Source organism: Leclercia sp. LSNIH3 (assembly GCF_002935105.1).
GTDB lineage: Bacteria > Pseudomonadota > Gammaproteobacteria > Enterobacterales > Enterobacteriaceae > Enterobacter > Enterobacter adecarboxylatus.
Window position 1 is genome coordinate 4,461,684 of record NZ_CP026387.1, and the last position, 21,766, is coordinate 4,483,449.

Sequence of the window (21,766 nt, forward strand, 5' to 3'; positions counted from 1 at the left end):
TTGGTTAACAAATTTGCAAAATGTATTGGCACCCGAGAAAACCATTTGATACTTTCCGGCCTTATATTTTTCGCAGAAATCTATTAGATGAGAATCTTTTTCATTAACGGTTCTGATCTAAAAGAATTAAGACAGGCTTCGACAGGGGAAGTCTGTTAAGAATCGACGCAAGGCGGCCAGACGAGCCGTTAGTAATAGTAAAGTCGGTGATAGCGAGAAGTAAAAACGCCTGACAGCAGCATAAACTCCTACGTTGTCAGGGAACCCCAAAAAGGGGAATTAAACAGGCTGGTAAAAACCAGTAATTATAAAGAGTGGAGTATCAACACAATGTCCATCATCACAAAAAAAAGTCTGGTCGCGGCGGGAATTCTAACTGCGCTAATCGCGGGCAACGTTGCAATGGCTGCTGACGTACCTGCTGGGGTTCAACTGGCGGAGAAGCAAACGCTGGTGCGTAACAACGGTGCTGAGGTTCAGTCTCTGGATCCGCACAAAATTGAAGGTGTACCGGAGTCTAACGTTAACCGCGACCTGTTCGAAGGTCTGCTGGTTACTGACGTAGACGGCCACCCGGTTGCCGGGGTTGCCGAAAAATGGGAAAACAAAGATTTTAAAGTCTGGACCTTCCACCTGCGTAAAGACGCAAAATGGTCTGATGGTTCCCCGGTTACCGCACAAGATTTCGTTTATAGCTGGCAGCGCCTGGCGGATCCAAACACCGCCTCTCCGTACGCGAGCTATCTGCAGTATGGCCACATCGCCAATATCGATGACATCATCACCGGCAAAAAACCGATTACCGACCTCGGCGTAAAAGCGATCGATGACAATACCTTCGAAGTCACCCTGAGCGAGCCAGTACCTTATTTCTACAAACTGTTGGTACACCCGTCCGTTTCCCCGGTGCCTAAAGCCGCGGTTGAAAAATTCGGTGAGAAGTGGACCCAGCCTGCCAATATCGTTACTAACGGCGCCTATAAGCTGAAAGCCTGGGTTGTTAACGAACGTATCGATCTGGAGCGTAACACCAACTACTGGGATAACGCGAAGACCGTTATCAACCAGGTTACCTACCTGCCAATCTCGTCTGAAGTGACTGACGTTAACCGCTACCGCAGCGGCGAAATCGACATGACCTATAACAACATGCCGATCGAACTGTTCCAGAAACTGAAAAAAGAGATCCCGGCTGAAGTACACGTTGACCCGTATCTGTGTACTTATTACTATGAAATCAACAACCAGAAAGCGCCATTCACCGACGTTCGCGTGCGTACCGCACTGAAGCTGGCACTGGATCGCGATATCATCGTGAACAAAGTGAAAAACCAGGGCGACCTGCCAGCCTATAGCTACACCCCACCGTACACCGATGGTGCAAAACTCACTCAGCCAGAGTGGTTCGGCTGGTCACAGGAAAAACGTAACGAAGAAGCGAAGAAACTGCTGGCCGAAGCCGGTTATACCGCTGACAAGCCGTTGACCTTTAGCCTGCTGTATAACACCTCCGATCTGCATAAAAAACTGGCTATCGCCGTCTCCTCCATCTGGAAGAAAAACCTGGGTGCGAACGTGAAGCTGGAAAACCAGGAGTGGAAAACCTTCCTGGACAGCCGTCATCAGGGCACCTTTGATGTGGCGCGTGCAGGCTGGTGTGCGGACTATAACGAACCGACCTCCTTCCTGAATACCATGCTGAGCGACAGCTCGAACAACACTGCACACTATAAGAGCGCAGAGTTCGATAAGCTGATCGGCGATACCCTGAAAGTCACGGACGAAGCGCAGCGCGCTGAGCTGTATTCGAAAGCTGAACAGCAGCTCGATAAAGACTCTGCAATCGTCCCGGTCTACTACTACGTGAACGCCCGTCTGGTGAAACCGTGGGTGGGTGGTTATACCGGTAAAGACCCGATGGATAATATCTACGTCAAAAACTTGTATATTATCAAGCATTAATGGCAATGAGTGGGGCGGGCGATGCTCGCCCCACGGTGTCTACTCATCGTAATACTATATAGGCACACGCCAGAAGGTACGGGCAATGTTGAAATTTATCCTACGTCGCTGTCTTGAAGCGATCCCAACGCTTTTTATTCTTATAACGATCTCGTTCTTTATGATGCGTCTCGCGCCGGGCAGTCCATTTACCGGTGAACGTACGCTGCCGCCAGAAGTGATGGCGAATATTGAAGCGAAATATCATTTAAACGATCCGATCTCCACCCAGTATTTCAATTATCTGAAGCAGCTGGCGCATGGCGATTTTGGACCGTCATTTAAATATAAAGATTATTCCGTAAACGATTTGGTGGCTTCCAGCTTCCCCGTTTCGGCTAAATTAGGCGCCGCGGCATTTTTACTGGCCGTTATTCTTGGCGTTACGGCGGGCGTCATTGCCGCGCTGAATCAAAATACCAAATGGGATTATGCCGTTATGGGGGTGGCAATGACCGGTGTCGTCATACCGAGTTTTGTCGTCGCGCCCTTACTGGTGATGATATTTGCCATCACCCTGAAATGGCTGCCCGGCGGTGGCTGGAACGGTGGGGCACTGCAGTACATGATCCTGCCGATGGTGGCCTTATCACTGGCCTATATCGCCAGCATCGCGCGTATCACCCGTGGTTCGATGATTGAAGTCCTGCACTCTAACTTCATTCGTACCGCGCGCGCAAAAGGGCTGCCGATGCGTCGGATTATTTTCCGTCATGCATTAAAACCTGCGTTATTGCCGGTTCTCTCTTATTTAGGCCCGGCGTTCGTCGGTATCATTACCGGTTCAATGGTTATCGAAACCATTTATGGTCTGCCAGGTATCGGTCAGCTGTTTGTTAACGGTGCCCTGAACCGCGACTACTCACTGGTACTGAGTCTGACCATTCTCGTCGGTGCGCTGACCATTTTCTTTAACGCGATTGTTGACGTGCTGTATGCCGTTATCGATCCGAAAATCCGCTACTGACACTGGAGCTCGCCATGATGTTAAGTAAGAAAAACAGCGAGGCGCTGGAAAACTTCAGTGAAAAACTGGAAGTCGAAGGACGCAGTCTCTGGCAGGATGCCCGCCGTCGCTTTATGCACAACCGTGCGGCGGTTGCCAGCCTGATTGTGCTGGTGATTATCGCTCTGTTCGTGACCTTTGCACCTATGCTGTCGCAGTTCACCTACTTCGATACCGACTGGGGCATGATGTCCAGCGCGCCGGATAGCGAATCGGGTCACTATTTCGGTACCGACTCCTCCGGGCGTGACCTGCTGGTCCGTGTGGCCATCGGTGGACGTATCTCATTGATGGTGGGGATCGCCGCAGCCTTCGTGGCAGTGATTCTGGGTACGCTGTACGGATCGCTCTCAGGCTATCTCGGCGGTAAAGTGGACTCAGTGATGATGCGTATCCTTGAGATCCTCAACTCCTTCCCGTTCATGTTCTTCGTGATCCTGCTGGTGACCTTCTTCGGTCAGAATATCCTGCTGATCTTCGTTGCCATCGGCATGGTCTCCTGGCTGGATATGGCGCGTATCGTGCGTGGTCAGACCCTGAGCCTGAAGCGCAAAGAGTTTATCGAAGCAGCGCAGGTGGGTGGGGTCTCTACCGGCAATATCGTGGTGCGTCATATCGTGCCGAACGTACTGGGTGTGGTGGTGGTCTATGCCTCCCTGCTGGTGCCAAGTATGATCCTGTTTGAATCCTTCCTCAGCTTCCTCGGTCTGGGTACCCAGGAGCCACTGAGTAGCTGGGGTGCGCTGCTGAGCGATGGCGCGAACTCAATGGAAGTTTCACCGTGGCTGCTGCTGTTCCCGGCAGGTTTCCTGGTCGTGACACTGTTTTGTTTCAACTTTATCGGCGATGGCCTGCGTGATGCCCTCGACCCGAAAGACCGTTAAGGAGCGCCGCCATGACCATTATTGAAACGGCATCTGCGCCACAAATGCATCAGCAGGGCAATGCTCTGCTGGATGTGAAAGATCTGCGCGTCACCTTTAAAACGCCGGATGGCGATGTGACCGCCGTAAACGATCTCAACTTCAGTCTGCGGGCCGGTGAAACGCTGGGTATCGTGGGTGAGTCCGGTTCCGGTAAATCCCAGACCGCTTTTGCGCTGATGGGCCTGCTGGCGCAAAATGGCGTCATCGGAGGGTCTGCCACCTTTAACGGCAAACAGATCCTTAACCTGCCGGAAAACGAGCTGAACAAGCTGCGTGCCGAGCAGATCTCGATGATTTTCCAGGATCCGATGACCTCCCTGAACCCGTACATGCGCGTCGGCGAGCAGCTGATGGAAGTCCTGATGCTGCATAAGGGGTTGAGCAAAGCCGAAGCCTTTGAAGAGTCGGTCAAAATGCTCGATGCGGTGAAAATGCCAGAAGCGCGTAAGCGTATGCGCATGTTCCCGCATGAGTTCTCTGGCGGTATGCGCCAGCGCGTTATGATCGCCATGGCGCTGCTGTGCAGACCAAAACTGCTGATAGCCGATGAGCCAACCACCGCGCTGGACGTTACCGTTCAGGCGCAAATCATGACCCTGTTGAACGAGCTGAAGCGCGAGTTCAATACGGCGATCATTATGATTACCCACGATTTGGGCGTAGTGGCCGGCATCTGCGATAAAGTGCTGGTAATGTATGCTGGCCGCACCATGGAGTACGGAAAAGCGCGGGATGTGTTCTACCACCCGGCGCACCCGTACTCTATCGGCCTGCTGAATGCCGTACCGCGTCTTGATGCGGAAGGCGAGTCGCTGCTGACTATTCCGGGCAACCCGCCAAACCTGCTGCGTCTGCCAAAAGGCTGTCCGTTCCAGCCGCGTTGTCCACACGCGATGGAGATCTGCAACAGCGCGCCACCGCTGGAAGAGTTTGCCCCAGGCCGTCTGCGTGCCTGCTTTAAGCCGTACGAGGAGCTGGTATGACTGTCATTGACGAAAAACGTAACGTCCTGCTCGAAATCGCGGATCTGAAAGTCCACTTTGACATTAAAGATGGCAAGCAGTGGTTCTGGCAGCCGGCAAAAACCCTGAAAGCCGTGGATGGCGTAACCCTGCGTCTGTACGAAGGGGAGACGCTCGGCGTGGTGGGCGAGTCGGGCTGCGGTAAATCCACCTTTGCCCGTGCGATTATCGGGCTGGTCAAAGCCACAGACGGCAAAGTGGCCTGGCTGGGTAAAGATCTGTTGGGGATGAAGCCTGACGAGTGGCGCGACGTGCGCAGCGACATTCAGATGATTTTCCAGGATCCGCTGGCCTCCCTGAACCCGCGCATGACCATTGGCGAAATCATCGCCGAGCCGCTGCGCACCTATCATCCGAAAATGCCGCGTACCGAAGTGCGCGATCGCGTGAAGGCGATGATGATGAAAGTGGGGCTGCTGCCAAACCTCATCAACCGTTACCCGCACGAGTTCTCAGGCGGCCAGTGCCAGCGTATCGGGATTGCCCGCGCGCTGATCCTCGAGCCAAAACTGATTATCTGTGATGAACCGGTCTCGGCGCTGGACGTATCTATCCAGGCGCAGGTGGTTAACCTGCTGCAAAAACTGCAGCGTGAGATGGGGCTGTCGTTGATCTTTATCGCTCACGATCTGGCGGTGGTGAAGCACATCTCCGATCGCGTGCTGGTGATGTATCTCGGCCATGCGGTAGAGCTGGGCACCTATGATGAGGTGTACCACAACCCACTGCACCCTTATACCAAAGCCTTGATGTCTGCGGTGCCGGTCCCGGATCCCGATCTGGAGAAGAATAAAACTATTCAGCTTCTGGAAGGGGAACTGCCGTCGCCGATCAATCCGCCGTCCGGCTGCGTATTCCGTACCCGTTGCCCGATGGCCGGCCCGGAATGCGCGAAAACCCGTCCGGTACTGGAAGGCAGCTTCCGCCATGCGGTCTCCTGTCTGAAGGTCGACCCGCTCTGAGTGGTTAACATGTAATAAAAAAGGCTGCATTCGCAGCCTTTTTTATTCGCGGCAGATGTTATTCCCGCCAAAGAATGTGGCACAGCTTGTGGTCTTTCTCGCGACACAGCAGGACGCGGGCAAAGATGTCGTTAATCTCACCGCCGTCGGTATCGGCCAGACCAATGACGACTTCAGCGAAGAAGTCAGGGTTCAGGTCATAATCCACATGCTCAGCCCAGTCTTCAGACGGGTCGAACAGCTCGGCACCGCCGCGCTCCTCAAACTGCAGATTAAAGAGAATGACATCTGCCGGGTCGAGATTATCGACGGCCAGTTCAAGAAAGATATCGTAAGCCTGCTCGAGCGTTTCGTCTTCGGTCAGGCGATTGTTCAGATCCATTTCCATGATGACTACCTGTTAAACATCGTTGGTTGGGCACGTTTTACAGCAACGGACTAAAGAAGTAAAACAGTCGTTCGGTAATTCGCTGCCACAGCGGCCTTTTCACCCACAAACGCGCGTCCAGCAGGCGCGAGCGCGAGATATAGTCATCCTGTACCGCGGCTAAATCCCCGCCAAATCCGGCGTCATCGATGACCAGGGTGATCTCAAAATTGAGCCACAGACTGCGCATATCGAGGTTAACCGTCCCCACAAGACTGAGTTCGCCATCCACCAGCACGCTTTTGGTGTGCAGCAGCCCACCTTCAAACTGATAGATCTTTACCCCGGCGGCCAGCAGCTCGCTGAAGAAGGCCCGGCTGGCCCAGCCTACCAGCACCGAATCGTTTTTGCGCGGCAGAATAATGCTGACATCAACCCCGCGCTGGGCGGCGGTACAGATGGCGTGCAGCAGATCGTCGCTCGGCACAAAGTAGGGGGTGGTCATGATCAGGTATTCACGGGCGGAATAGGCCGCAGTGAGCAGCGCCTGGTGGATAAGGTCTTCCGGGAAACCGGGGCCGGAGGCAATGGTGTGAATCGTATGCCCGCTGGCTTGCTCAAACGGCATGATATTGGCATCAGGCGGCGGGGGCAGAATGCGTTTACCGGTTTCGATCTCCCAGTCGCAGGAGTAGACCACGCCCATCGCGGTCGCGACCGGGCCTTCCATACGGGCCATCAGATCGACCCACTGGCCCACGCCAGCGTCCTGTTTAAAGAAGCGCGGATCCACCATGTTCATGCTGCCGGTATAGGCGATGTAGTTGTCGATTAGTACCATTTTGCGGTGCTGGCGCAGATCCATCCTGCGCAGGAACACACGCAGCAGATTCACTTTTAAGGCTTCGACCACCTCCACCCCGGCGTTGCGCATCATCGACGCCCAGTTGCTGCGGAAAAAGGTCACGCTACCGGCGGAGTCGAGCATCAGACGGCAGTGAATGCCCCGGCGCGCGGCGGCCATCAGAGACTCAGCAACCTGATCGGCCATGCCGCCCGGCTGCCAGATGTAAAACACCATCTCGATGTTATGGCGCGCTAGCTGAATGTCGCGGATCAGCGCATTCATCACGTCATCGGAGGTGGTCATCAGCTGAAGTTGATTGCCTTTCACCCCGGCAATACCCTGGCGGCGCTCGCAGAGCTGAAACAGGGAGGCGGCGACGTCGCTGTTCTCTTCGGCAAAGATATGTTTGCAGGATTTGAGATCGTTGAGCCATTTTGCGGTGGAGGGCCACATGGCGCGGGCGCGCTCCGCCCGGCGTTTACCGAGATGAAGCTCACCAAAGGAGAGATACGCAATAATACCCACAAGCGGCAGGATAAAAATGATCAACAGCCATGCCATGGCGGAGGGAACGGCTCGGCGCTTCATCAGGATGCGTAATGTTACACCTGCGATGAGCAGCCAGTATCCCAGAATGAGCAGCCAACTCACCACGGTGTAGAAGGTTGTCATAATAAAAAATCCTTTTGAAAGCGTATTGTTAAGAGTTTACGCGTCAGGATATTTCTGGCAAATAAAAACGCCAGATAAAAGCACTGGTTTGCCGCAGGCAAGGGTCTATAATGAGCGCTCTGTTTTAGTAAGAGTTGTTAACATGAAGCGCAGTAGAACAGAAGTAGGGCGCTGGCGCATGTTGCGACAGACAGGTCGTCGCAAAGCGCGTTGGCTGGAAGCACAATCCCGCCGTAATATGCGTATCCACGCCATCAGAAAATGCAGTATGAACCGTCATCGCAATGCGTTACTGTTCGCCGTTCAGGATTACTGAATGACACAAGGGCACCCTCAGAGGTGCCCGATGTTTTTTATTTATTCGCTGTTTCGAAAAGGAGGATGAAATGTTTGCGGATTTCGGTGTGCTTAATTTTTGGACCTACGTTGTCGGGGCCATTTTCATTGTTCTGGTTCCAGGGCCGAATACGCTGTTTGTCTTAAAAACCGGTATTGGTCATGGCGTGAAGAAGGGCTATCTGGCGGCCAGCGGCGTGTTTATTGGTGATGCGGTGCTGATGTTTCTTGCGTGGGCAGGTGTGGCGGCGCTTATTCAGACTACCCCTGTGCTGTTCAATATTGTCCGCTATCTTGGGGCGTTCTATTTATTATGGTTGGGCGGCAAGATGCTCTGGTCGGTTATCAAACATAAACAACAAGGCGAAGCGGGCGGTATCGAGCCGGCAAAAACCATTATGAAACGCTCGCTGGTGCTGAGTATGACCAACCCGAAAGCGATCCTGTTTTATGTTTCGTTCTTTGTGCAGTTTATTGACGTTCAGGCTAATAACACCGGCGTGGCGTTTATGATCCTCGCGGTCACGCTGGAGATCATCAGCTTTATCTATATGAGCTTCCTGATTTTCTCCGGGGCGTTTGTCACCCGCTACCTCAAGACAAAAAAGAAACTGGCGAAGCTGGGGAATGGATTGATAGGTTTGTTATTTGTCGGGTTCGCGGCGCGGCTGGCATCGCTGCACTAACAAAAAAGGCTCCTTGTAAGGAGCCTTTTTTTATCCTAGAAAACTTTTTTAAAGGGCTTCACCACGACGTTATCATACACGCCAGCTGCCACGTACGGATCGTCCTGCGCCCAGGCCTGTGCCGCTTCCAGCGATTCGAACTCGGCAATCACCGTCGAGCCGGTAAAGCCTGCCGCACCCGGATCGTTGCTGTCGACGGCAGGCATTGGCCCGGCGGTCAGCAATCTGCCTTCGTCATGCAGCAGTTGTAAGCGCGCCAGATGGGCAGGACGCACGGAGAGGCGTTTTTCCAGAGAATCAGCAACATCTGCAGCAAAAATCACATAAAGCACGGCAAAGCTCCTTAGCCAATAAAAGTAGGAATTACGTTATGTGAAAGTGCAGGGGACTGCAATGCAAAGATAGCGACATTGTTAAAACCCTGCTCACTACGTGCCTTTTTTCGCCTGTTGGACGGTTAATTCGGGCGAAGTGTAACTGCCTTATTGAATATGATTGCTATTTGCATTTAAAATCAGGGCCTGGCTTTTTAACTGAAACGATTATGACTTCAATGACCCTTGAACTCCCTCGCCGCTTTCCCTGGCCGACGCTGTTGTCTGTCGGAATTCATGGAGCCGTCGTGGCGGGTCTGCTTTACACATCGGTACATCAGGTTATTGAAATGCCAGCGCCCGCGCAGCCGATTTCTGTGACCATGGTAACGCCTGCAGAGCTGGAGCCTGTACAGGTTGCGCCACCACCAGAACCAGAGCCTGTTGCAGAACCCGAGCCGGAACCGGAACCAGAAATCGTTCCTGAACCCCCTAAAGAAGCGCCTGTGGTGATCCATAAACCGGAGCCGAAGCCTAAGCCAAAACCGAAGCCGAAACCAAAACCAAAACCGGAGAAAAAAGTGGAAGAGCGTCCGAAGCGTCAAGAGCGTCCGGTCGAGCCTCGCACCACCCAGCCGGTTGAGAGAGCGGCCCCGGCTCGCCCGGTGATGAACTCGTCCCCGGCCACCGCGAAGCCCGTTGTGACGGCCCCTTCCGGCCCACGTGCGCTGAGCCGTAACCAGCCGGTCTACCCGGCGCGTGCGCAGGCTTTACGCATCGAAGGGCGTGTTCGCGTGAAGTTTGACGTGACCGCAGACGGACGGGTGGATAATGTCGAAATCCTTTCCGCGCAGCCATCGAATATGTTTGAGCGGGACGTGAAAACCGCAATGCGCAAATGGCGTTACGAACCCGGTAAGCCAGGCCGCGGGCTGATCGTGAATATCGTCTTCCGCCTCAACGGCGGGGCACAGATGGAATAAAATAAAAAAGCCTCCAGATGGAGGCTTTTTTTCGGCCTGAATGTCAGGCCTGAGGCAATGGACGTGGTTTCCCGTCGTTATCCACCGCGACATAGATAAACAGCGCTTCGGTCGCTTTGTAACGCTGGCCGATAGGCTCAGAGGAGACCTTTTTTACCCACACTTCGATGTTGATCGACACCGAGGTATTCCCACGCTTTACGCATCGCGCGTAGCAGCACACCACGTCCCCAACCGCGACAGGGCGCAGAAAAGTCATGCCGTCGACCCGGACCGTCACCACGCGGCCCTGAGCAATTTCTTTGGCGAGGATGGCCCCACCCATATCCATTTGCGACATCAGCCAGCCGCCAAAAATGTCACCGTTCGCATTGGTATCGGCAGGCATTGCCAGCGTACGTAAGACCAGTTCGCCCTGCGGGGCGTCTTGTGTTGTCATTATTTTCTCAGCTTATAACGAAGTGGCCAGCGCGGGATGTGCGCTGGCCGGTGGATCAATGCTTATCGTCTTGCGGCATATGGCGGTAGATATAGACACCGCTCAGGAGGGTAAAGATCAGCGTTAACGCGGTCAGACCAAACACTTTGAAGTTGACCCAGATATTCTGCGGCAGCCAGAAGGCGATATAGATATTCGCCAGGCCACAGAGAATAAAGAACACCGCCCAGGCGATATTCAGACGCGACCAAACGCTCTGCGGCAGGGCCAGCTCTTTACCCAGCATGCGCTGAATAAGGGGCTTTTTCATGACCCACTGGCTGAACAGCAGGGCACCGGCAAACAGCACGTAGATGACGGTCACTTTCCATTTGATGAACTCATCGTTGTGGAAGAAGACGGTCAACCCGCCAAAAAAGGCCACCAGCACGAAGGTGATTAAGGCCATCTTTTCGACCTTGCGGTAGCGCACCCAGCTGTAGATCAGCACCACTGCGGTGGCAACGATCAGGGCGGTGGTTGCCGCGTAGATGTCATACAGCTTGTAGAAGGCAAAAAAGACAACCAGGGGTAAAAAATCAAGAAACTGCTTCATTCTTCGATTCCATCATCTGCGATGGCCCGGGCGTGGCGCCGGAGCCATCAGAAAAATTACTGGCGAATTAAGGTATACAGGCGGAACAAATAGACCAGTAATACCGCTGAGATCAGATTGCTGACCGTGTTGGCTACCACGGCACCGACGTTCGGGGTCAGCACGGACAGGTTCGGGGCAAACAGCAGCAGCAAGGTCTTAGCCAGCAGCCAGCTCATCACCGCCGGGGCAACCAGACGCATATTAGACCATGCCAGTCGGATGCTGCTACGCATGGCGACAAAAATGCCCATTCGGTCCTGCACCACCATAATCGGCGCGAAGGCGAGCACAATCGCTAACAGCACGCCCGGCACCACAACCAGCATAATCCCCAATTGCACCAGCATGGTGGTCAAAAAGATCAGGATAAACAGTTTCGGCAGCAGCGGCGCGCTGGCACCAATCGCCCGCAGGGCGCTGACGCGATGCCCGGCAGACACCAGCTGGATCATTAACAGTACGCCACCTGCCAGAATGGCATTGCCGATCAATCCTGAGAAGGTGGTGGCCGCAGAGGCACGCAACAGGATCTGCTGTTGCTCTGGGGTCATATTTTGCACCATCTCAAACAGCCCGACGCTGCTGGCGATCTGATCGCCTTGACTCAGGCTGGCAATTTGCTCCTCACTCGGCGAAAAGGCATGACCAAGTACCACCGTGATTAATGCGCATAACAAGGCGATCAGTAAAAAGGTAATGAACTGATTGCGGAAGAAATTCCCCGTGTCACGGTAGACAGACTTCGCCGTGATAGACATGCACTCTCCTTGAGTATTGCAGGTGTTAATTAGCGGGCAATTGTACCCTGGATAACTGCCCGGTGGCAGTATCAAGGGTTGTATGGAAAAGCATATCTTTGTAAAGCGCCCGTAATGCGTCGCTGGAATTTTGCGCGTGTGTTTTCCCGCTGCGTTTTATTTGTCCAAAGCGCGAAATTGATCCAGACACCGACTACCAATTTTTGCCTACGGTTAAAAAAATTAATTTAGATCAATGAATGTTAAATTGCTGAATTTAATGTGATCCCGGCGAGATCACTTATTAATCATTTGTAGGTATATTCCGTTCTCGAATAAAACCATAACGAGGGAGTGGATATGAAAAAAGCAGTGATAGCAGCGCTGATTCTGGGTACGTTTTCCGGCGGAGCCGTTGCACACGAAGCCGGTGAGTTCTTTTTCCGCCTGGGATCTGCCACGGTACGTCCTACGGAAGGCTCGGATAATGTTCTGGGCCTGGGCGGATTCAACGTCAGTAACAATACCCAGGCCGGAATGACCTTTACCTGGATGGCCACCGACAACGTTGGCGTTGAATTGCTGGCAGCCACGCCGTTTCGTCACAAGGTCGGGACTGGCCCAACCGGGGACATCGCCACGGTTCATCATCTGCCGCCCACGTTGATGGCCCAGTGGTATTTCGGTGACGCCAGCAGCAAAGTGCGCCCCTATGTGGGGGCCGGGGTCAACTACACCACCTTCTTTGACGAAAAGTTTAACGACACCGGTAAAGCCGCGGGCCTTTCCGATCTGAGTCTGAAAGATTCATGGGGCATGGCGGGGCAGGCGGGCCTGGATTATCTCATCAACCGCGACTGGTTGGTTAACATGTCGGTCTGGTACATGGATATCGACACCGAAGTGCGCTTTAAGGCGGGGGATCAGCAGCAAAATATCAATACCCGTCTGGATCCGTGGGTGTTTATGTTCTCGGCGGGATATCGCTTCTGACGTAAAAAAGGCCCCGAAGGGCCTTTTTTATTTATCTACGACCCAGCAACAGGCCGAGGACAATACCTACTGCGCCTGCGGCAATCAGGCCGGTAAGGGGATTATTTTTCACTGCATCGGTAACATCAGTCACTACGTCACTTGCCTGCGCGGCATATTTGCGCCCGGCACCTTTTAACTGATGTTTTGGCGAATCAACAAATTCACCAAACTGCTGCTGCGCAGCACCAGCCGCCTCATCCAGCTTGTTCTTCGCTTTTTCACCAGCATATTGTGCATCATTATCAAGATTTTGGTCTGACATAACGTTCTCCTTTTGTAGTCAATGTTAAGCATAGACTCAATGGGGATATCCTGAAGAAAATGAGATTAATACTTAAGACCCTACGGTATCAGTCAAATCTAAATAGGCGGGTATTAGCGGGGGGATAAAAAAGGGTGGCCTGTCGCCACCCTGTCGTTATTTCTGGATGAGATAGCGGATCGTCGGTCCATCCTGTTGAATATCCAGCACGGTGTAGCCATGATTTTTGGCATCCAGCGGGATATTGTTGATGGATTGGGGACAGTCGCTCACCACCTCAAGGATCTCACCTTTTTTCAGCTGCGGCATCGCTTCAAGGGTCGCGACAGCCGGATAGGGGCAAGGCTCACCCACCATATCGAGGCGGTAGTCAGGAACGATCTCTTTCATGCGGCATCCTCACGAAGTTCAGTTTTCACGGCAGCACGACGGAAGAAGCGTTTCTCCTGCGCCAGCACCAGTAAAAAGGCGATCAACAACAAAAGATAGGTCACCAGCAGTCCGCCCAGCGGACCAAAGGTGTTCAGAAGATTGACTTTGTCCCAGTTGGTAGCCAGTGCAGGCGCGAAATCATCCCAGTAGAAGGCCAGCAGGGTGGAACCAATCACGTTACCCAGGCCCACCCACCAGTAGTGCACCTGGCCTTCCACCGCGCGGTACATCCAGCCCGTTTCGCAGCCGCCTGCCAACACAATCCCAAAGCCAAACAGCAGCCCGCCGATAATGGCGTTTGGACCTGCCCACATGATTTTGGGCGCCACGCCCAGCTGAACGTAGCTGAAAATACCGATGGCGCTCACTGCCATTCCGGCGATGATGGCTTTGGCCATCATGGTGCGCCCGGTGATCCACATGTCGCGAAACGCCGAGGTAAAGCAGATCTGCGCCCGCTCGATCAGCAGGCCAAAGCCGACGCCGAACAGCATTGCCAGGCCAAGTTTAGGCTGATTCAGCGCGGTACAGAGCGCCCAGGCCAGCATCCCGAAGAACACCAGCATTCCCAGACGAAAGCGGCGACGCGCCTGATCCGGCTTCTGGGTCAACGGCGAAGCGGCACTCACTTTTTGTATTTTGACCGGAATACGGAACAGCTGCAGTAGCGTGAAGCGTGCGCCAAAGTATGAGCCGACGGCGGTGGCCAGAGCAAAGAACCAGGCGTGCAGAGAGAACTGGGGGATCCCGGTAAAGAAGGCGGCCAGGTTACACCCCATCGCCAGACGCGCGCCAAATCCGGCAATAATGCCGCCAACAACCGCCTGGGCAATGCGGATCCGGCTGTGCGGCATACGCAGTTTAACGTTGTTGGCCCACAGCGCGGCGGCGAAACAGCCCCCGAACATGCCGATGATCATCATGCCGTCGATACGGGTGAGCGGGGTGCCTTCAAGGTGGATCAGTTTAAAGTAGCCCCACTCTTCGGTATGAACACCTGCCAGTTGCAGTAACTGTCCGCCCCAGCGGGTGAATTCGCCGGTAACGGCCCAGAAGGTACCGGTGATGCCAAAGTAGTAGGTGGAGAGGATGCCTGCCGCAATGACCGCAGGAACGGGGGACCAGAACTTAATTAAATAAGTCTGTTTAAAGTGTTGCCATGACATAGTTAAGCCTCTGAACTCAGAAGGTTTAAGGAGGAAGCCTTATTAGAGGAGGGGATAATACGCCGGGAAACATATTTGAAAAGGGTTAAATGCAGGAAAGCACGACAGGATCAATTTATGCAGAACGCCGTCTGGCAAAACCAGACGGCGGTTCGGTTATTGTGGACGGGTCGCCCCTTTCATGGCGCTGGCGAAGTTTTTCAGCTCGCTCAGCATTTTCTCAGGTGTATTGACGTTGTTTTCGATGATTTTAACGATTGCCGAACCGGAAATGGCACCCGCCGCGCCGGCACCCAGCGCCGCAGAGACCTGCTCAGGGGCCGAGATACCAAAGCCTTGCAGCGGCGGAGCAGCGTTGTACTCTGCCAGTTTTTCCACCAGATGATGCAGGGGCAGGGCCGCTTTGTTCTCTGCACCTGTTACCCCGGCACGGGACAGCAGATAGGTATACCCGCGGCCGTGAGAGGCGATCTGGCGCAACAGTTCATCGTCGGCGTTCGGCGGACAGATAAAGATCGGCGCGACGTTATGACGCATCGCCGCCTGACGGAACGGGGCTGACTCCTCTACCGGCACATCTGCCACCAGCACCGAATCGACCCCCACGCGCGCGCATTCGGCGTAGAACTCGTCGATGCCGCGGTTGAAGACCAGGTTGGCGTACATCAGCAGGCCGATGGGGATAGTCGGGTATTTCTGGCGAATGGTTGCCAGCATCTCAAAGCACTGGGACGGGGTCACGCCTGCCGCAAAGGCGCGCAGGGTCGCGGCCTGGATAGTCGGGCCGTCAGCCAGCGGATCGGAGAAGGGAATGCCCAGCTCCAGCGCATCGGCACCCGCTTCAATCAGCGTGTCGATGATTTTCAGCGACTGCTCAGGAGACGGATCTCCCAGTGTGACGAAGGGAACAAAGGCGCCTTCCTTGCGGGCTTTCAGCTCAGCAAACACGTTATCGTAACGTTCCATCAAATTTCCCCTCGTGCTTTCAGAATATCGTGAACGGTGAAGATGTCTTTATCACCGCGGCCGGAAAGGTTCACCACCAGCAGCTGCTCTTTTTCCGGGTTGTCTTTAATCATTTTCAGGGCATGGGCCAGCGCGTGAGAAGACTCCAGCGCCGGGATGATCCCCTCTTTGCGACACAGGGTCTTAAACGCGTCCAGCGCCTCATCATCGGTAATCGACACGTACTCGGCGCGACCGATACTATTCAGGTGCGCGTGCTGCGGCCCAACGGACGGGAAATCCAGCCCGGCAGAAATGGAGTAAGACTCTTCGATCTGCCCTTCGTCGGTCTGCATCATCGGCGCTTTCATACCGAAGTAGATGCCAACGCGACCATGCTTCAGCGGCGCACCGTGTTCACCGGTCTCAATCCCGTGACCTGCTGGTTCAACGCCAATCAGCCCCACGCGGGCGTCATCAATAAAATCAGCAAACATGCCGATGGCGTTGGATCCACCGCCCACGCAGGCGATCACCGCATCCGGCAGACGCCCCTCTTTTTCGAGGATCTGCGCTTTGGTCTCTTCGCCAATCATGCGCTGGAATTCACGCACGATGGTCGGGAACGGGTGCGGGCCAGCCGCGGTGCCCAGCATATAGTGGGCATTTTCATAGTTGCCGGACCAGTCGCGCAGCGCCTCGTTACAGGCATCTTTCAGGGTGGCCGAGCCGCTGTGCACCGGGATCACTTCCGCGCCCATCAGACGCATACGGAAGACGTTCGGTGACTGACGCTCAACGTCTTTTGCCCCCATATAGATGCGGCATTTCAGGCCGAGCAGGGCGCTGGCCAGCGCCGAGGCCACGCCGTGCTGACCGGCGCCGGTTTCGGCAATGATTTCGGTTTTACCCATCCGTTTTGCCAGCAACGCCTGACCCAGCACCTGGTTGGTCTTATGCGCGCCGCCGTGGAGCAGATCTTCACGCTTCAGGTACAGCGTGGTGTTCGTGCCCTCGGTCAGGTTGCGGCATTTGGTCAGCGCCGTTGGACGACCGGCATAGTTTTTCAGCAGGTCGGTAAATTCAGCCTGGAAGAGCGGATCTTTTTGCGCGCTTACGAACGCCTCTTCCAGCTGGCGCAGGGCGGGCATGAGGATCTGCGGCACATACATGCCACCGAATTCGCCAAAGTAAGGGTTTAATAATGTGGTCATCTTCTCTTCCTTAATATGCACGCAGCGTTTTGAACACCGAAGCCAGTTTGCTGGCATCTTTTATGCCCGGCTGCGACTCAACGCCTGAATTGAAATCGAGACCTGCGCAGCCCGCTTTAGCGGCTTCAACGCAGTTGTCCGGGCTTAAACCTCCGGCAAGCAGGACGTTATCCAGCTTCTCACCGTCAAGTAGCGACCAGTCAAAGCGCTGCCCGGTTCCGCCCTGGCCGTTATCCAGAATATATTTATCGATATGCTGCAGCGTGCGCGGCGGCAGGACCTCGGCCACGCTCAGCGCTTTCCAGATTTGCACCTGGGGTTCCAGCACTGCGCGCAAGGCATTGATATAGTCCTGATCCTCGCTGCCATGCAGCTGTACGGCAGCGAGAGAGAGTGCCCCGGCAGTGGCCGCCACTTTTTCGATGGCGGCATTGCGGAACACGCCCACGTACTGCAGTGGGGCGGCGGCGATCACGTCGCGCGCCTGGGTCTCGCTGACGTTACGCGGGGAGGACTCGACAAAAATCAGCCCGCCGTAAATCGCGCCTGCTTCATATGCCGCGGCGGCATCCTGGGGACGCGTCAGGCCGCACACTTTATTCTCACCGAGCAGAACGCGACGTACCGCCGCGCTAAGGTCTGCCTGCTCCATCATGGCAGAGCCAATCAGGAAGCCATTAGCGAAGTGACTCAGCTCGCGAACCTGGGCATAACTGTTAATGCCGGACTCGCTGATCACCGTCACGCCTGCCCCCAGACGCGGCGCCAACTGGCGGGTGCGGTTAAGGTCGATAGAGAGATCGCGCAGGTCGCGGTTATTAATGCCCACCACTTTTGCCTCCAGAGCGATGGCGCGCTCCAGCTCCTCTTCGTTGCTCACCTCGGTCAGCACGCCCATGTTCAGGCTGTGGGCGACGGCAGCGAGCTGGCGGTACTGTTCATCATCCAGCACCGAGAGCATCAGCAGGCAGGCATCGGCCTGATAAAAGCGCGCCAGCCAGATTTGATACGGATCGATAATAAAGTCTTTGCACAAAATCGGCTGTGGGGCGATCCCGCTGACGATCGGCAGGAAATCAAAACTGCCCTGGAAATATTTCTCATCGGTCAGCACCGAAATGGCCGAAGCGTGGTGCTTATAAATGGCGGCAATCTGTGCCGGATCGAAATCATCGCGGATCACCCCTTTCGACGGGGAGGCCTTTTTGCACTCCAGGATAAACGCGGTGCGCGCGCCCCGCAGGGCGTCATAAAAACGACGGCTGCTCGGTACCACCTCATTCTGGAAGCTGGCGAGCGGTTGCTGCTGTTTACGCGCTTCAACCCAGATGGCCTTATCGGCAACGATTTTCGCTAATACGGTCTGCATTGTTTACCCTCTTGCCGCAAGTGCGGTCACTCGGTCGTAGGCTGCGCCAGAGCGCAACACGGCCATCACTTTTTGCACATTAATCTGGAGATCTTCTTCGCCGTGCAGACGCATCAGCATGGCGACATTGGCGGCAACAGCGGCCTCATGCGCTGGCTCACCTTTACCTTGTAACAGGCGCGTCAGAATGTCACGGTTTTCTTCCGGGGTGCCGCCTGCCAGCTGCGCCTGGTGATAGGGCGTTAGGCCAAAGTCTGCCGCTTCAAGCTGATAGCTTTTGATTTCGCCGTTATTCAGTTCGGCCACCAGGGTTGGCGCATGCAGGGAAACTTCGTCCATCCCACCGCTGTGCACTACCGCGGCACGCTGATATCCGAGTACGCGCAGGGTTTCGGCAATCGGCAGCACCAGCTCCGGGCTGTAGACGCCAATCAGCGCCAGCGGCGGATGCGCCGGGTTGATCAGCGGCCCGAGTACGTTAAACAGGGTGCGGGTTTTTAGCTGCTGACGCACCGGCATCGCATGGCGGAACCCGGTATGGTATTTCGGCGCGAACAGAAAGCAGACGCCCAGTTCGTCCAGCGCGTCGCGGGATCTCTCTGCATTCATATCCAGATTGATACCGAAGGCGGCCAGCAGATCCGAGGAGCCGGAACGGCTGGAGACGCTGCGGTTGCCGTGTTTCGCCACCTTCAGCCCACAGGCCGCCGCCACAAAGGCGCTTGCGGTGGAGATGTTGATACTGTTGCTGCCGTCGCCACCGGTCCCGACGATATCTGCGAACAGGTAATCAGGACGTGGGAACGGAGCGGCGTTTTCCAGCAGGGCGGTGGCAGCACCGGCGATCTCCTGCGGCTGCTCGCCACGCACTTTCATGCTTACCAGCGCGGCGGCCAACTGCTCGGGTTTCAGCTCGCCGCGTACCACGGCGGAGAACAGCTGATGGCTCTCCTGCTGGCTCAGGGTCTGCGCCTGATAGAGTTTTTCCAGAATCGGCTGAAGGCTGTTGGTCTGCTCCAGCTTCTGCAGCGCCCAGTTGAGTGTTTGCTCCAGCAGACGCGCACCCTGAGAGGTCAGAATGGATTCCGGGTGGAACTGCATGCCGCAAACCCGGTCAGCATCGTGACGCACCGCCATCACCATCCCGTTGTAATGGGCGTTAATGGTCAGCCCCGCCGGGATATCGCTGCCCACCAGCGAGTGATAGCGCGCCACCGGCAGCGGGTTCATCAGACCGGCAAACATGGCCTGGCCGTCATGCTCAATGCTGGAGGCTTTCCCGTGCAGGATCTCGCCGGCCTGGCCGACGTAACCACCGTAGGCCTCGACAATCGCCTGGTGGCCCAGACAGATGCCAATGATGGGCAGCTTGCCGCGCATGCGGGTTAACAGCTCCGGCATACAGCCCGCCTCGCTTGGCGCGCCTGGCCCCGGGGAGAGCATCAGCACCGGGTTTTGCATGGTCGCCAGGCGGTCGATTAAGGTCTGGGCCGGGACATGGTTACGGTAAATCACCACGTTGTGACCGTTAGCACGCAGCTGATCCGCCAGGTTGTAGGTAAATGAGTCGATATTATCGAGCAGCAGAATGTCAGCCATCAGAAAATCTCCTGTGCGTGATGGGCAGTCGCAATTGCGCGTAGTACCGCGCGGGCCTTATTGCGGGTTTCGTCAGCTTCAGACTGCGGAACAGAGTCGAGCACGATGCCTGCGCCCGCCTGGACGGTGGCAATGCCCTCTTCGACGTAGGCCGAGCGGATCACAATGCAGGTATCGAGATCGCCGTGGGCGGTGAAATAGCCCACCGCACCACCGTAGCTGCCGCGACGGCGGCCTTCGGCCTGGGCGATAAGCTGCATGGCGCGTACTTTCGGCGCGCCGCTCAGGGTGCCCATGTTCATGCAGGCGCGGTAGGCGTGCAGCACATCCAGATCCTGACGCAGCTCGCCCACCACGCGGGAGACCAGGTGCATCACGAAGGAGTAGCGGTCCACTTTAGTTAAATCGGCTACGTAACGGCTGCCCGGCGTACAGATGCGCGCCAGGTCGTTGCGTGCCAGATCCACCAGCATCAGGTGTTCGGACATCTCTTTCTGGTCGGTGCGCATCTCCAGCTCAATCCGGCTGTCCAGATCGCGGTCCAGAGAACCGTCTGCACGGCGGCCGCGCGGGCGGGTACCAGCGATCGGGTAGATTTCAATCTGGCGGCTGGTGGCGTCGTACTTCAGGGAGCTTTCCGGCGAGGCGCCGAACAGCGTAAAATCGTTATCCTGCATAAAGAACATGTACGGGCTGGGGTTGCTTTTCTTCAGCACGTCGTAGGCCGCCAGCGGAGACGGGCAGGGCAGGGAGAAACGACGGGATGGCACCACCTGGAAAATCTCGCCCGCACGAATGGCTTTTTGCATCTGGCGAACCACCACGCCGTACTCGTCGTCCGTCTGACTGACATCGCAACGCATCTGTTCCACGCGCTGCACCGGCAGCTCCGGTGGCGCTTCATTCATCTGCTCCTGCAGCTGGGCAATGCGCTGCTCCAGACGCTGTTTCTCAGCCAGTAACGGCGTAAACAGGCTGGCCTGAATGCGGGTGTATTTTTTCTGGTGGTCGATCACCAGTAAGGTTTCTGCCAGGTAGAAGCAGTAGTCCGGGCAGCGGTTACCTTGTTCAAGCTCAGGCAGCTCTTCGAAACCGGCCACCAGGTCATAGGCAAACAGCCCGCCGAAGAACATTGCTTCGCGTTCATGTTCCGGCACATTCACCAGGTTCTGCAACAGGCGGAAGGCGTCAAAGACCGACAGCGAGCAGAGGCGGGCATCTTCGTCCAGCAACTGGCTGACCGGCGGGAAATGCAGGATCCGCATATCCGGGCGATGCTCATTCTCAATGCCTGCAGGCAGCACGTCATCCAGCAAACAGAGCAGCACTGCGCCGTTTTCGGACAGTGCTTTCAGGGTAACGGTGTCGCCCAGGGCGGTGATGCGCAGGGCGCTATCCACCAGCAGCAGGCTTTTCAGGTCATCCTTACTGTCGATATCCGCAGACTCCAGCAGCAGCGTGGCAGGGCGCGCGCCGCAGACCTGATGGAACAGAGCGGTAGGGTTGTGGCGATAAGCCGCCTCACGGGTCAGCAGTTCGAGGTTCGGTTTGGCTGTTTGCATTTTTTGTTCTCTTTATTCTGTTCAAAAAAAAGCCCGCTCAGTGGCGGGCCAGGTATCTGTTTGCACATTGCAGACGTACGACACTGCCCGAATTTCAGGAAGTGCGCCACCAGCCATGCAGAGTGAAATGTGCGGTCATTTTCAGATACCTCGTTGAGTGAACTTACGTACTAGTTAACTAGTTCGATGGTGTAATGTCAACCCCCCGATTTCAGAATTTCACCACATACCGTTATTATGGCGGCGC

At 55.4% G+C, this 21,766-nt stretch carries 24 protein-coding genes, 1 pseudogene and 1 other annotated feature; of the genes and pseudogenes, 9 read left to right on the top strand and 16 right to left on the bottom strand.

The annotated features are described in order from the left end of the window. Positions 1-330 precede the first annotated feature (330 nt). The 5 genes from oppA to oppF all read left to right on the top strand — a co-directional run bounded on the left by oppA (position 331) and on the right by oppF (position 5,917). Positions 331-1,962 carry an oligopeptide ABC transporter substrate-binding protein OppA gene (gene oppA, locus C3F35_RS21640; protein ID WP_059307702.1) on the top strand — a complete coding sequence of 544 codons (1,632 nt, stop codon included), beginning with the start codon at positions 331-333 and terminating at the stop codon, positions 1,960-1,962. An 85-nt stretch (positions 1,963-2,047) separates the two neighbouring features. Further along, positions 2,048-2,968: an oligopeptide ABC transporter permease OppB gene (gene oppB / locus C3F35_RS21645; RefSeq protein WP_032611266.1), complete on the top strand. Its 921-nt coding sequence runs from the start codon at positions 2,048-2,050 to the stop codon at positions 2,966-2,968. Positions 2,969-2,982: 14 nt separating this feature from the next. Beyond that, positions 2,983-3,891, top strand: a complete 909-nt coding sequence (gene oppC / locus C3F35_RS21650; RefSeq protein WP_032611264.1) for an oligopeptide ABC transporter permease OppC — start codon at positions 2,983-2,985, stop codon at positions 3,889-3,891. 11 nt (positions 3,892-3,902) lie between these two features. Beyond that, positions 3,903-4,916: an ABC transporter ATP-binding protein gene (locus C3F35_RS21655; RefSeq protein WP_059307703.1), complete on the top strand. Its 1,014-nt coding sequence runs from the start codon at positions 3,903-3,905 to the stop codon at positions 4,914-4,916. Beyond that, positions 4,913-5,917, top strand: coding sequence for a murein tripeptide/oligopeptide ABC transporter ATP-binding protein OppF (gene oppF, locus C3F35_RS21660; protein ID WP_032611251.1), 1,005 nt, complete (start codon positions 4,913-4,915; stop codon positions 5,915-5,917). Before C3F35_RS21655 ends, oppF begins: the two co-directional genes overlap by 4 nt. A 58-nt stretch (positions 5,918-5,975) precedes the next feature. Here the strand turns inward: oppF and C3F35_RS21665 are convergent, their stop codons facing one another. Next, a complete protein-coding gene (locus tag C3F35_RS21665; RefSeq protein WP_032611249.1) occupies positions 5,976-6,305 on the bottom strand; it encodes an HI1450 family dsDNA-mimic protein in 330 nt (109 codons plus the stop codon). Positions 6,306-6,342: 37 nt separating this feature from the next. Continuing rightward, entirely contained in the window at positions 6,343-7,803 is a 1,461-nt protein-coding gene (cls, locus tag C3F35_RS21670) for a cardiolipin synthase (RefSeq protein WP_032611248.1), read from the bottom strand. Between the two features lie 142 nt (positions 7,804-7,945). Here cls and C3F35_RS26735 point away from each other — a divergent pair, with 142 nt between their 5' ends. Together C3F35_RS26735 and leuE are read left to right on the top strand one after the other, a co-directional pair. Continuing rightward, positions 7,946-8,119, top strand: coding sequence for a YciY family protein (locus C3F35_RS26735; protein ID WP_098946243.1), 174 nt, complete (start codon positions 7,946-7,948; stop codon positions 8,117-8,119). Positions 8,120-8,189: 70 nt separating this feature from the next. After that, complete coding sequence (leuE, locus tag C3F35_RS21675) at positions 8,190-8,825, top strand: leucine efflux protein LeuE (RefSeq protein ID WP_032611246.1); 636 nt, start codon at positions 8,190-8,192, stop codon at positions 8,823-8,825. A gap of 35 nt (positions 8,826-8,860) precedes the next feature. On the opposite strand, the gene C3F35_RS21680 is transcribed toward leuE, so the two are convergent. After that, a complete protein-coding gene (locus C3F35_RS21680) occupies positions 8,861-9,157 on the bottom strand; it encodes a YciI family protein (RefSeq protein WP_032611245.1) in 297 nt (98 codons plus the stop codon). A 221-nt stretch (positions 9,158-9,378) separates the two neighbouring features. Here C3F35_RS21680 and tonB point away from each other — a divergent pair, with 221 nt between their 5' ends. Beyond that, complete coding sequence (gene tonB, locus C3F35_RS21685; RefSeq protein WP_103793342.1) at positions 9,379-10,122, top strand: TonB system transport protein TonB; 744 nt, start codon at positions 9,379-9,381, stop codon at positions 10,120-10,122. Between the two features lie 43 nt (positions 10,123-10,165). Here tonB and yciA read toward each other — a convergent pair whose 3' ends face one another. The 4 genes and pseudogenes from yciA to C3F35_RS21705 all read right to left on the bottom strand — a co-directional run. Continuing rightward, positions 10,166-10,561 carry an acyl-CoA thioester hydrolase YciA gene (gene yciA / locus C3F35_RS21690; RefSeq protein ID WP_032611243.1) on the bottom strand — a complete coding sequence of 132 codons (396 nt, stop codon included), beginning with the start codon at positions 10,559-10,561 and terminating at the stop codon, positions 10,166-10,168. 55 nt (positions 10,562-10,616) lie between these two features. Continuing rightward, a complete protein-coding gene (locus tag C3F35_RS21695) occupies positions 10,617-11,156 on the bottom strand; it encodes a septation protein A (protein WP_032611241.1) in 540 nt (179 codons plus the stop codon). 56 nt (positions 11,157-11,212) lie between these two features. Then, positions 11,213-11,956: a YciC family protein gene (locus C3F35_RS21700; protein WP_059307704.1), complete on the bottom strand. Its 744-nt coding sequence runs from the start codon at positions 11,954-11,956 to the stop codon at positions 11,213-11,215. A 25-nt stretch (positions 11,957-11,981) separates the two neighbouring features. Further along, positions 11,982-12,071 (bottom strand): annotated as a pseudogene (locus tag C3F35_RS21705) (YkgJ family cysteine cluster protein); the annotation flags it as partial. A 224-nt stretch (positions 12,072-12,295) separates the two neighbouring features. Between C3F35_RS21705 and ompW the strand changes: the two are divergent. Then, on the top strand, positions 12,296-12,928 hold the full coding sequence (gene ompW / locus C3F35_RS21710) for an outer membrane protein OmpW (protein WP_103793303.1): 633 nt from the start codon (positions 12,296-12,298) through the stop codon (positions 12,926-12,928). A 31-nt stretch (positions 12,929-12,959) separates the two neighbouring features. Here ompW and C3F35_RS21715 read toward each other — a convergent pair whose 3' ends face one another. The 9 genes from C3F35_RS21715 to trpL form a co-directional block, all read right to left on the bottom strand. Further along, positions 12,960-13,232, bottom strand: coding sequence for a DUF883 family protein (locus tag C3F35_RS21715; protein ID WP_051915983.1), 273 nt, complete (start codon positions 13,230-13,232; stop codon positions 12,960-12,962). A gap of 156 nt (positions 13,233-13,388) precedes the next feature. After that, on the bottom strand, positions 13,389-13,622 hold the full coding sequence (gene yedF, locus C3F35_RS21720; RefSeq protein ID WP_039030671.1) for a sulfurtransferase-like selenium metabolism protein YedF: 234 nt from the start codon (positions 13,620-13,622) through the stop codon (positions 13,389-13,391). Then, on the bottom strand, positions 13,619-14,830 hold the full coding sequence (yedE, locus tag C3F35_RS21725) for a selenium metabolism membrane protein YedE/FdhT (protein WP_103793304.1): 1,212 nt from the start codon (positions 14,828-14,830) through the stop codon (positions 13,619-13,621). Before yedE ends, yedF begins: the two co-directional genes overlap by 4 nt. A gap of 156 nt (positions 14,831-14,986) precedes the next feature. Continuing rightward, positions 14,987-15,796, bottom strand: coding sequence for a tryptophan synthase subunit alpha (trpA, locus tag C3F35_RS21730; RefSeq protein WP_103793305.1), 810 nt, complete (start codon positions 15,794-15,796; stop codon positions 14,987-14,989). Next, positions 15,796-16,989, bottom strand: a complete 1,194-nt coding sequence (trpB, locus tag C3F35_RS21735) for a tryptophan synthase subunit beta (RefSeq protein ID WP_032611228.1) — start codon at positions 16,987-16,989, stop codon at positions 15,796-15,798. The genes trpA and trpB overlap by 1 nt, the downstream gene beginning before the upstream one ends. Positions 16,990-16,999: 10 nt before the next feature. Further along, positions 17,000-18,358: a bifunctional indole-3-glycerol-phosphate synthase TrpC/phosphoribosylanthranilate isomerase TrpF gene (gene trpCF, locus C3F35_RS21740; protein WP_103793306.1), complete on the bottom strand. Its 1,359-nt coding sequence runs from the start codon at positions 18,356-18,358 to the stop codon at positions 17,000-17,002. A 3-nt stretch (positions 18,359-18,361) separates the two neighbouring features. Then, positions 18,362-19,957: a bifunctional anthranilate synthase glutamate amidotransferase component TrpG/anthranilate phosphoribosyltransferase TrpD gene (gene trpD, locus C3F35_RS21745; RefSeq protein WP_077226991.1), complete on the bottom strand. Its 1,596-nt coding sequence runs from the start codon at positions 19,955-19,957 to the stop codon at positions 18,362-18,364. After that, positions 19,957-21,519, bottom strand: coding sequence for an anthranilate synthase component 1 (locus tag C3F35_RS21750; protein ID WP_103793307.1), 1,563 nt, complete (start codon positions 21,517-21,519; stop codon positions 19,957-19,959). The genes trpD and C3F35_RS21750 overlap by 1 nt, the downstream gene beginning before the upstream one ends. A 23-nt stretch (positions 21,520-21,542) precedes the next feature. Continuing rightward, positions 21,543-21,637, bottom strand: a sequence feature (Trp leader region). After that, complete coding sequence (trpL, locus tag C3F35_RS27400; RefSeq protein WP_106993556.1) at positions 21,614-21,658, bottom strand: trp operon leader peptide; 45 nt, start codon at positions 21,656-21,658, stop codon at positions 21,614-21,616. It overlaps the preceding feature by 24 nt. Positions 21,659-21,766: the final 108 nt, after the last annotated feature.

Coding starts and splice junctions, on each gene's coding strand:
- oppA (WP_059307702.1), top strand. CDS start 331: ATGTCCATCATCACAAAAAAAAGTCTGGTCGCGGCGGGAATTCTAACT.
- oppB (WP_032611266.1), top strand. CDS start 2,048: ATGTTGAAATTTATCCTACGTCGCTGTCTTGAAGCGATCCCAACGCTT.
- oppC (WP_032611264.1), top strand. CDS start 2,983: ATGATGTTAAGTAAGAAAAACAGCGAGGCGCTGGAAAACTTCAGTGAA.
- C3F35_RS21655 (WP_059307703.1), top strand. CDS start 3,903: ATGACCATTATTGAAACGGCATCTGCGCCACAAATGCATCAGCAGGGC.
- oppF (WP_032611251.1), top strand. CDS start 4,913: ATGACTGTCATTGACGAAAAACGTAACGTCCTGCTCGAAATCGCGGAT.
- C3F35_RS21665 (WP_032611249.1), bottom strand. CDS start 6,305: ATGGAAATGGATCTGAACAATCGCCTGACCGAAGACGAAACGCTCGAG.
- cls (WP_032611248.1), bottom strand. CDS start 7,803: ATGACAACCTTCTACACCGTGGTGAGTTGGCTGCTCATTCTGGGATAC.
- C3F35_RS26735 (WP_098946243.1), top strand. CDS start 7,946: ATGAAGCGCAGTAGAACAGAAGTAGGGCGCTGGCGCATGTTGCGACAG.
- leuE (WP_032611246.1), top strand. CDS start 8,190: ATGTTTGCGGATTTCGGTGTGCTTAATTTTTGGACCTACGTTGTCGGG.
- tonB (WP_103793342.1), top strand. CDS start 9,379: ATGACCCTTGAACTCCCTCGCCGCTTTCCCTGGCCGACGCTGTTGTCT.
- yciA (WP_032611243.1), bottom strand. CDS start 10,561: ATGACAACACAAGACGCCCCGCAGGGCGAACTGGTCTTACGTACGCTG.
- C3F35_RS21695 (WP_032611241.1), bottom strand. CDS start 11,156: ATGAAGCAGTTTCTTGATTTTTTACCCCTGGTTGTCTTTTTTGCCTTC.
- C3F35_RS21700 (WP_059307704.1), bottom strand. CDS start 11,956: ATGTCTATCACGGCGAAGTCTGTCTACCGTGACACGGGGAATTTCTTC.
- ompW (WP_103793303.1), top strand. CDS start 12,296: ATGAAAAAAGCAGTGATAGCAGCGCTGATTCTGGGTACGTTTTCCGGC.
- C3F35_RS21715 (WP_051915983.1), bottom strand. CDS start 13,232: ATGTCAGACCAAAATCTTGATAATGATGCACAATATGCTGGTGAAAAA.
- yedF (WP_039030671.1), bottom strand. CDS start 13,622: ATGAAAGAGATCGTTCCTGACTACCGCCTCGATATGGTGGGTGAGCCT.
- yedE (WP_103793304.1), bottom strand. CDS start 14,830: ATGTCATGGCAACACTTTAAACAGACTTATTTAATTAAGTTCTGGTCC.
- trpA (WP_103793305.1), bottom strand. CDS start 15,796: ATGGAACGTTACGATAACGTGTTTGCTGAGCTGAAAGCCCGCAAGGAA.
- trpB (WP_032611228.1), bottom strand. CDS start 16,989: ATGACCACATTATTAAACCCTTACTTTGGCGAATTCGGTGGCATGTAT.
- trpCF (WP_103793306.1), bottom strand. CDS start 18,358: ATGCAGACCGTATTAGCGAAAATCGTTGCCGATAAGGCCATCTGGGTT.
- trpD (WP_077226991.1), bottom strand. CDS start 19,957: ATGGCTGACATTCTGCTGCTCGATAATATCGACTCATTTACCTACAAC.
- C3F35_RS21750 (WP_103793307.1), bottom strand. CDS start 21,519: ATGCAAACAGCCAAACCGAACCTCGAACTGCTGACCCGTGAGGCGGCT.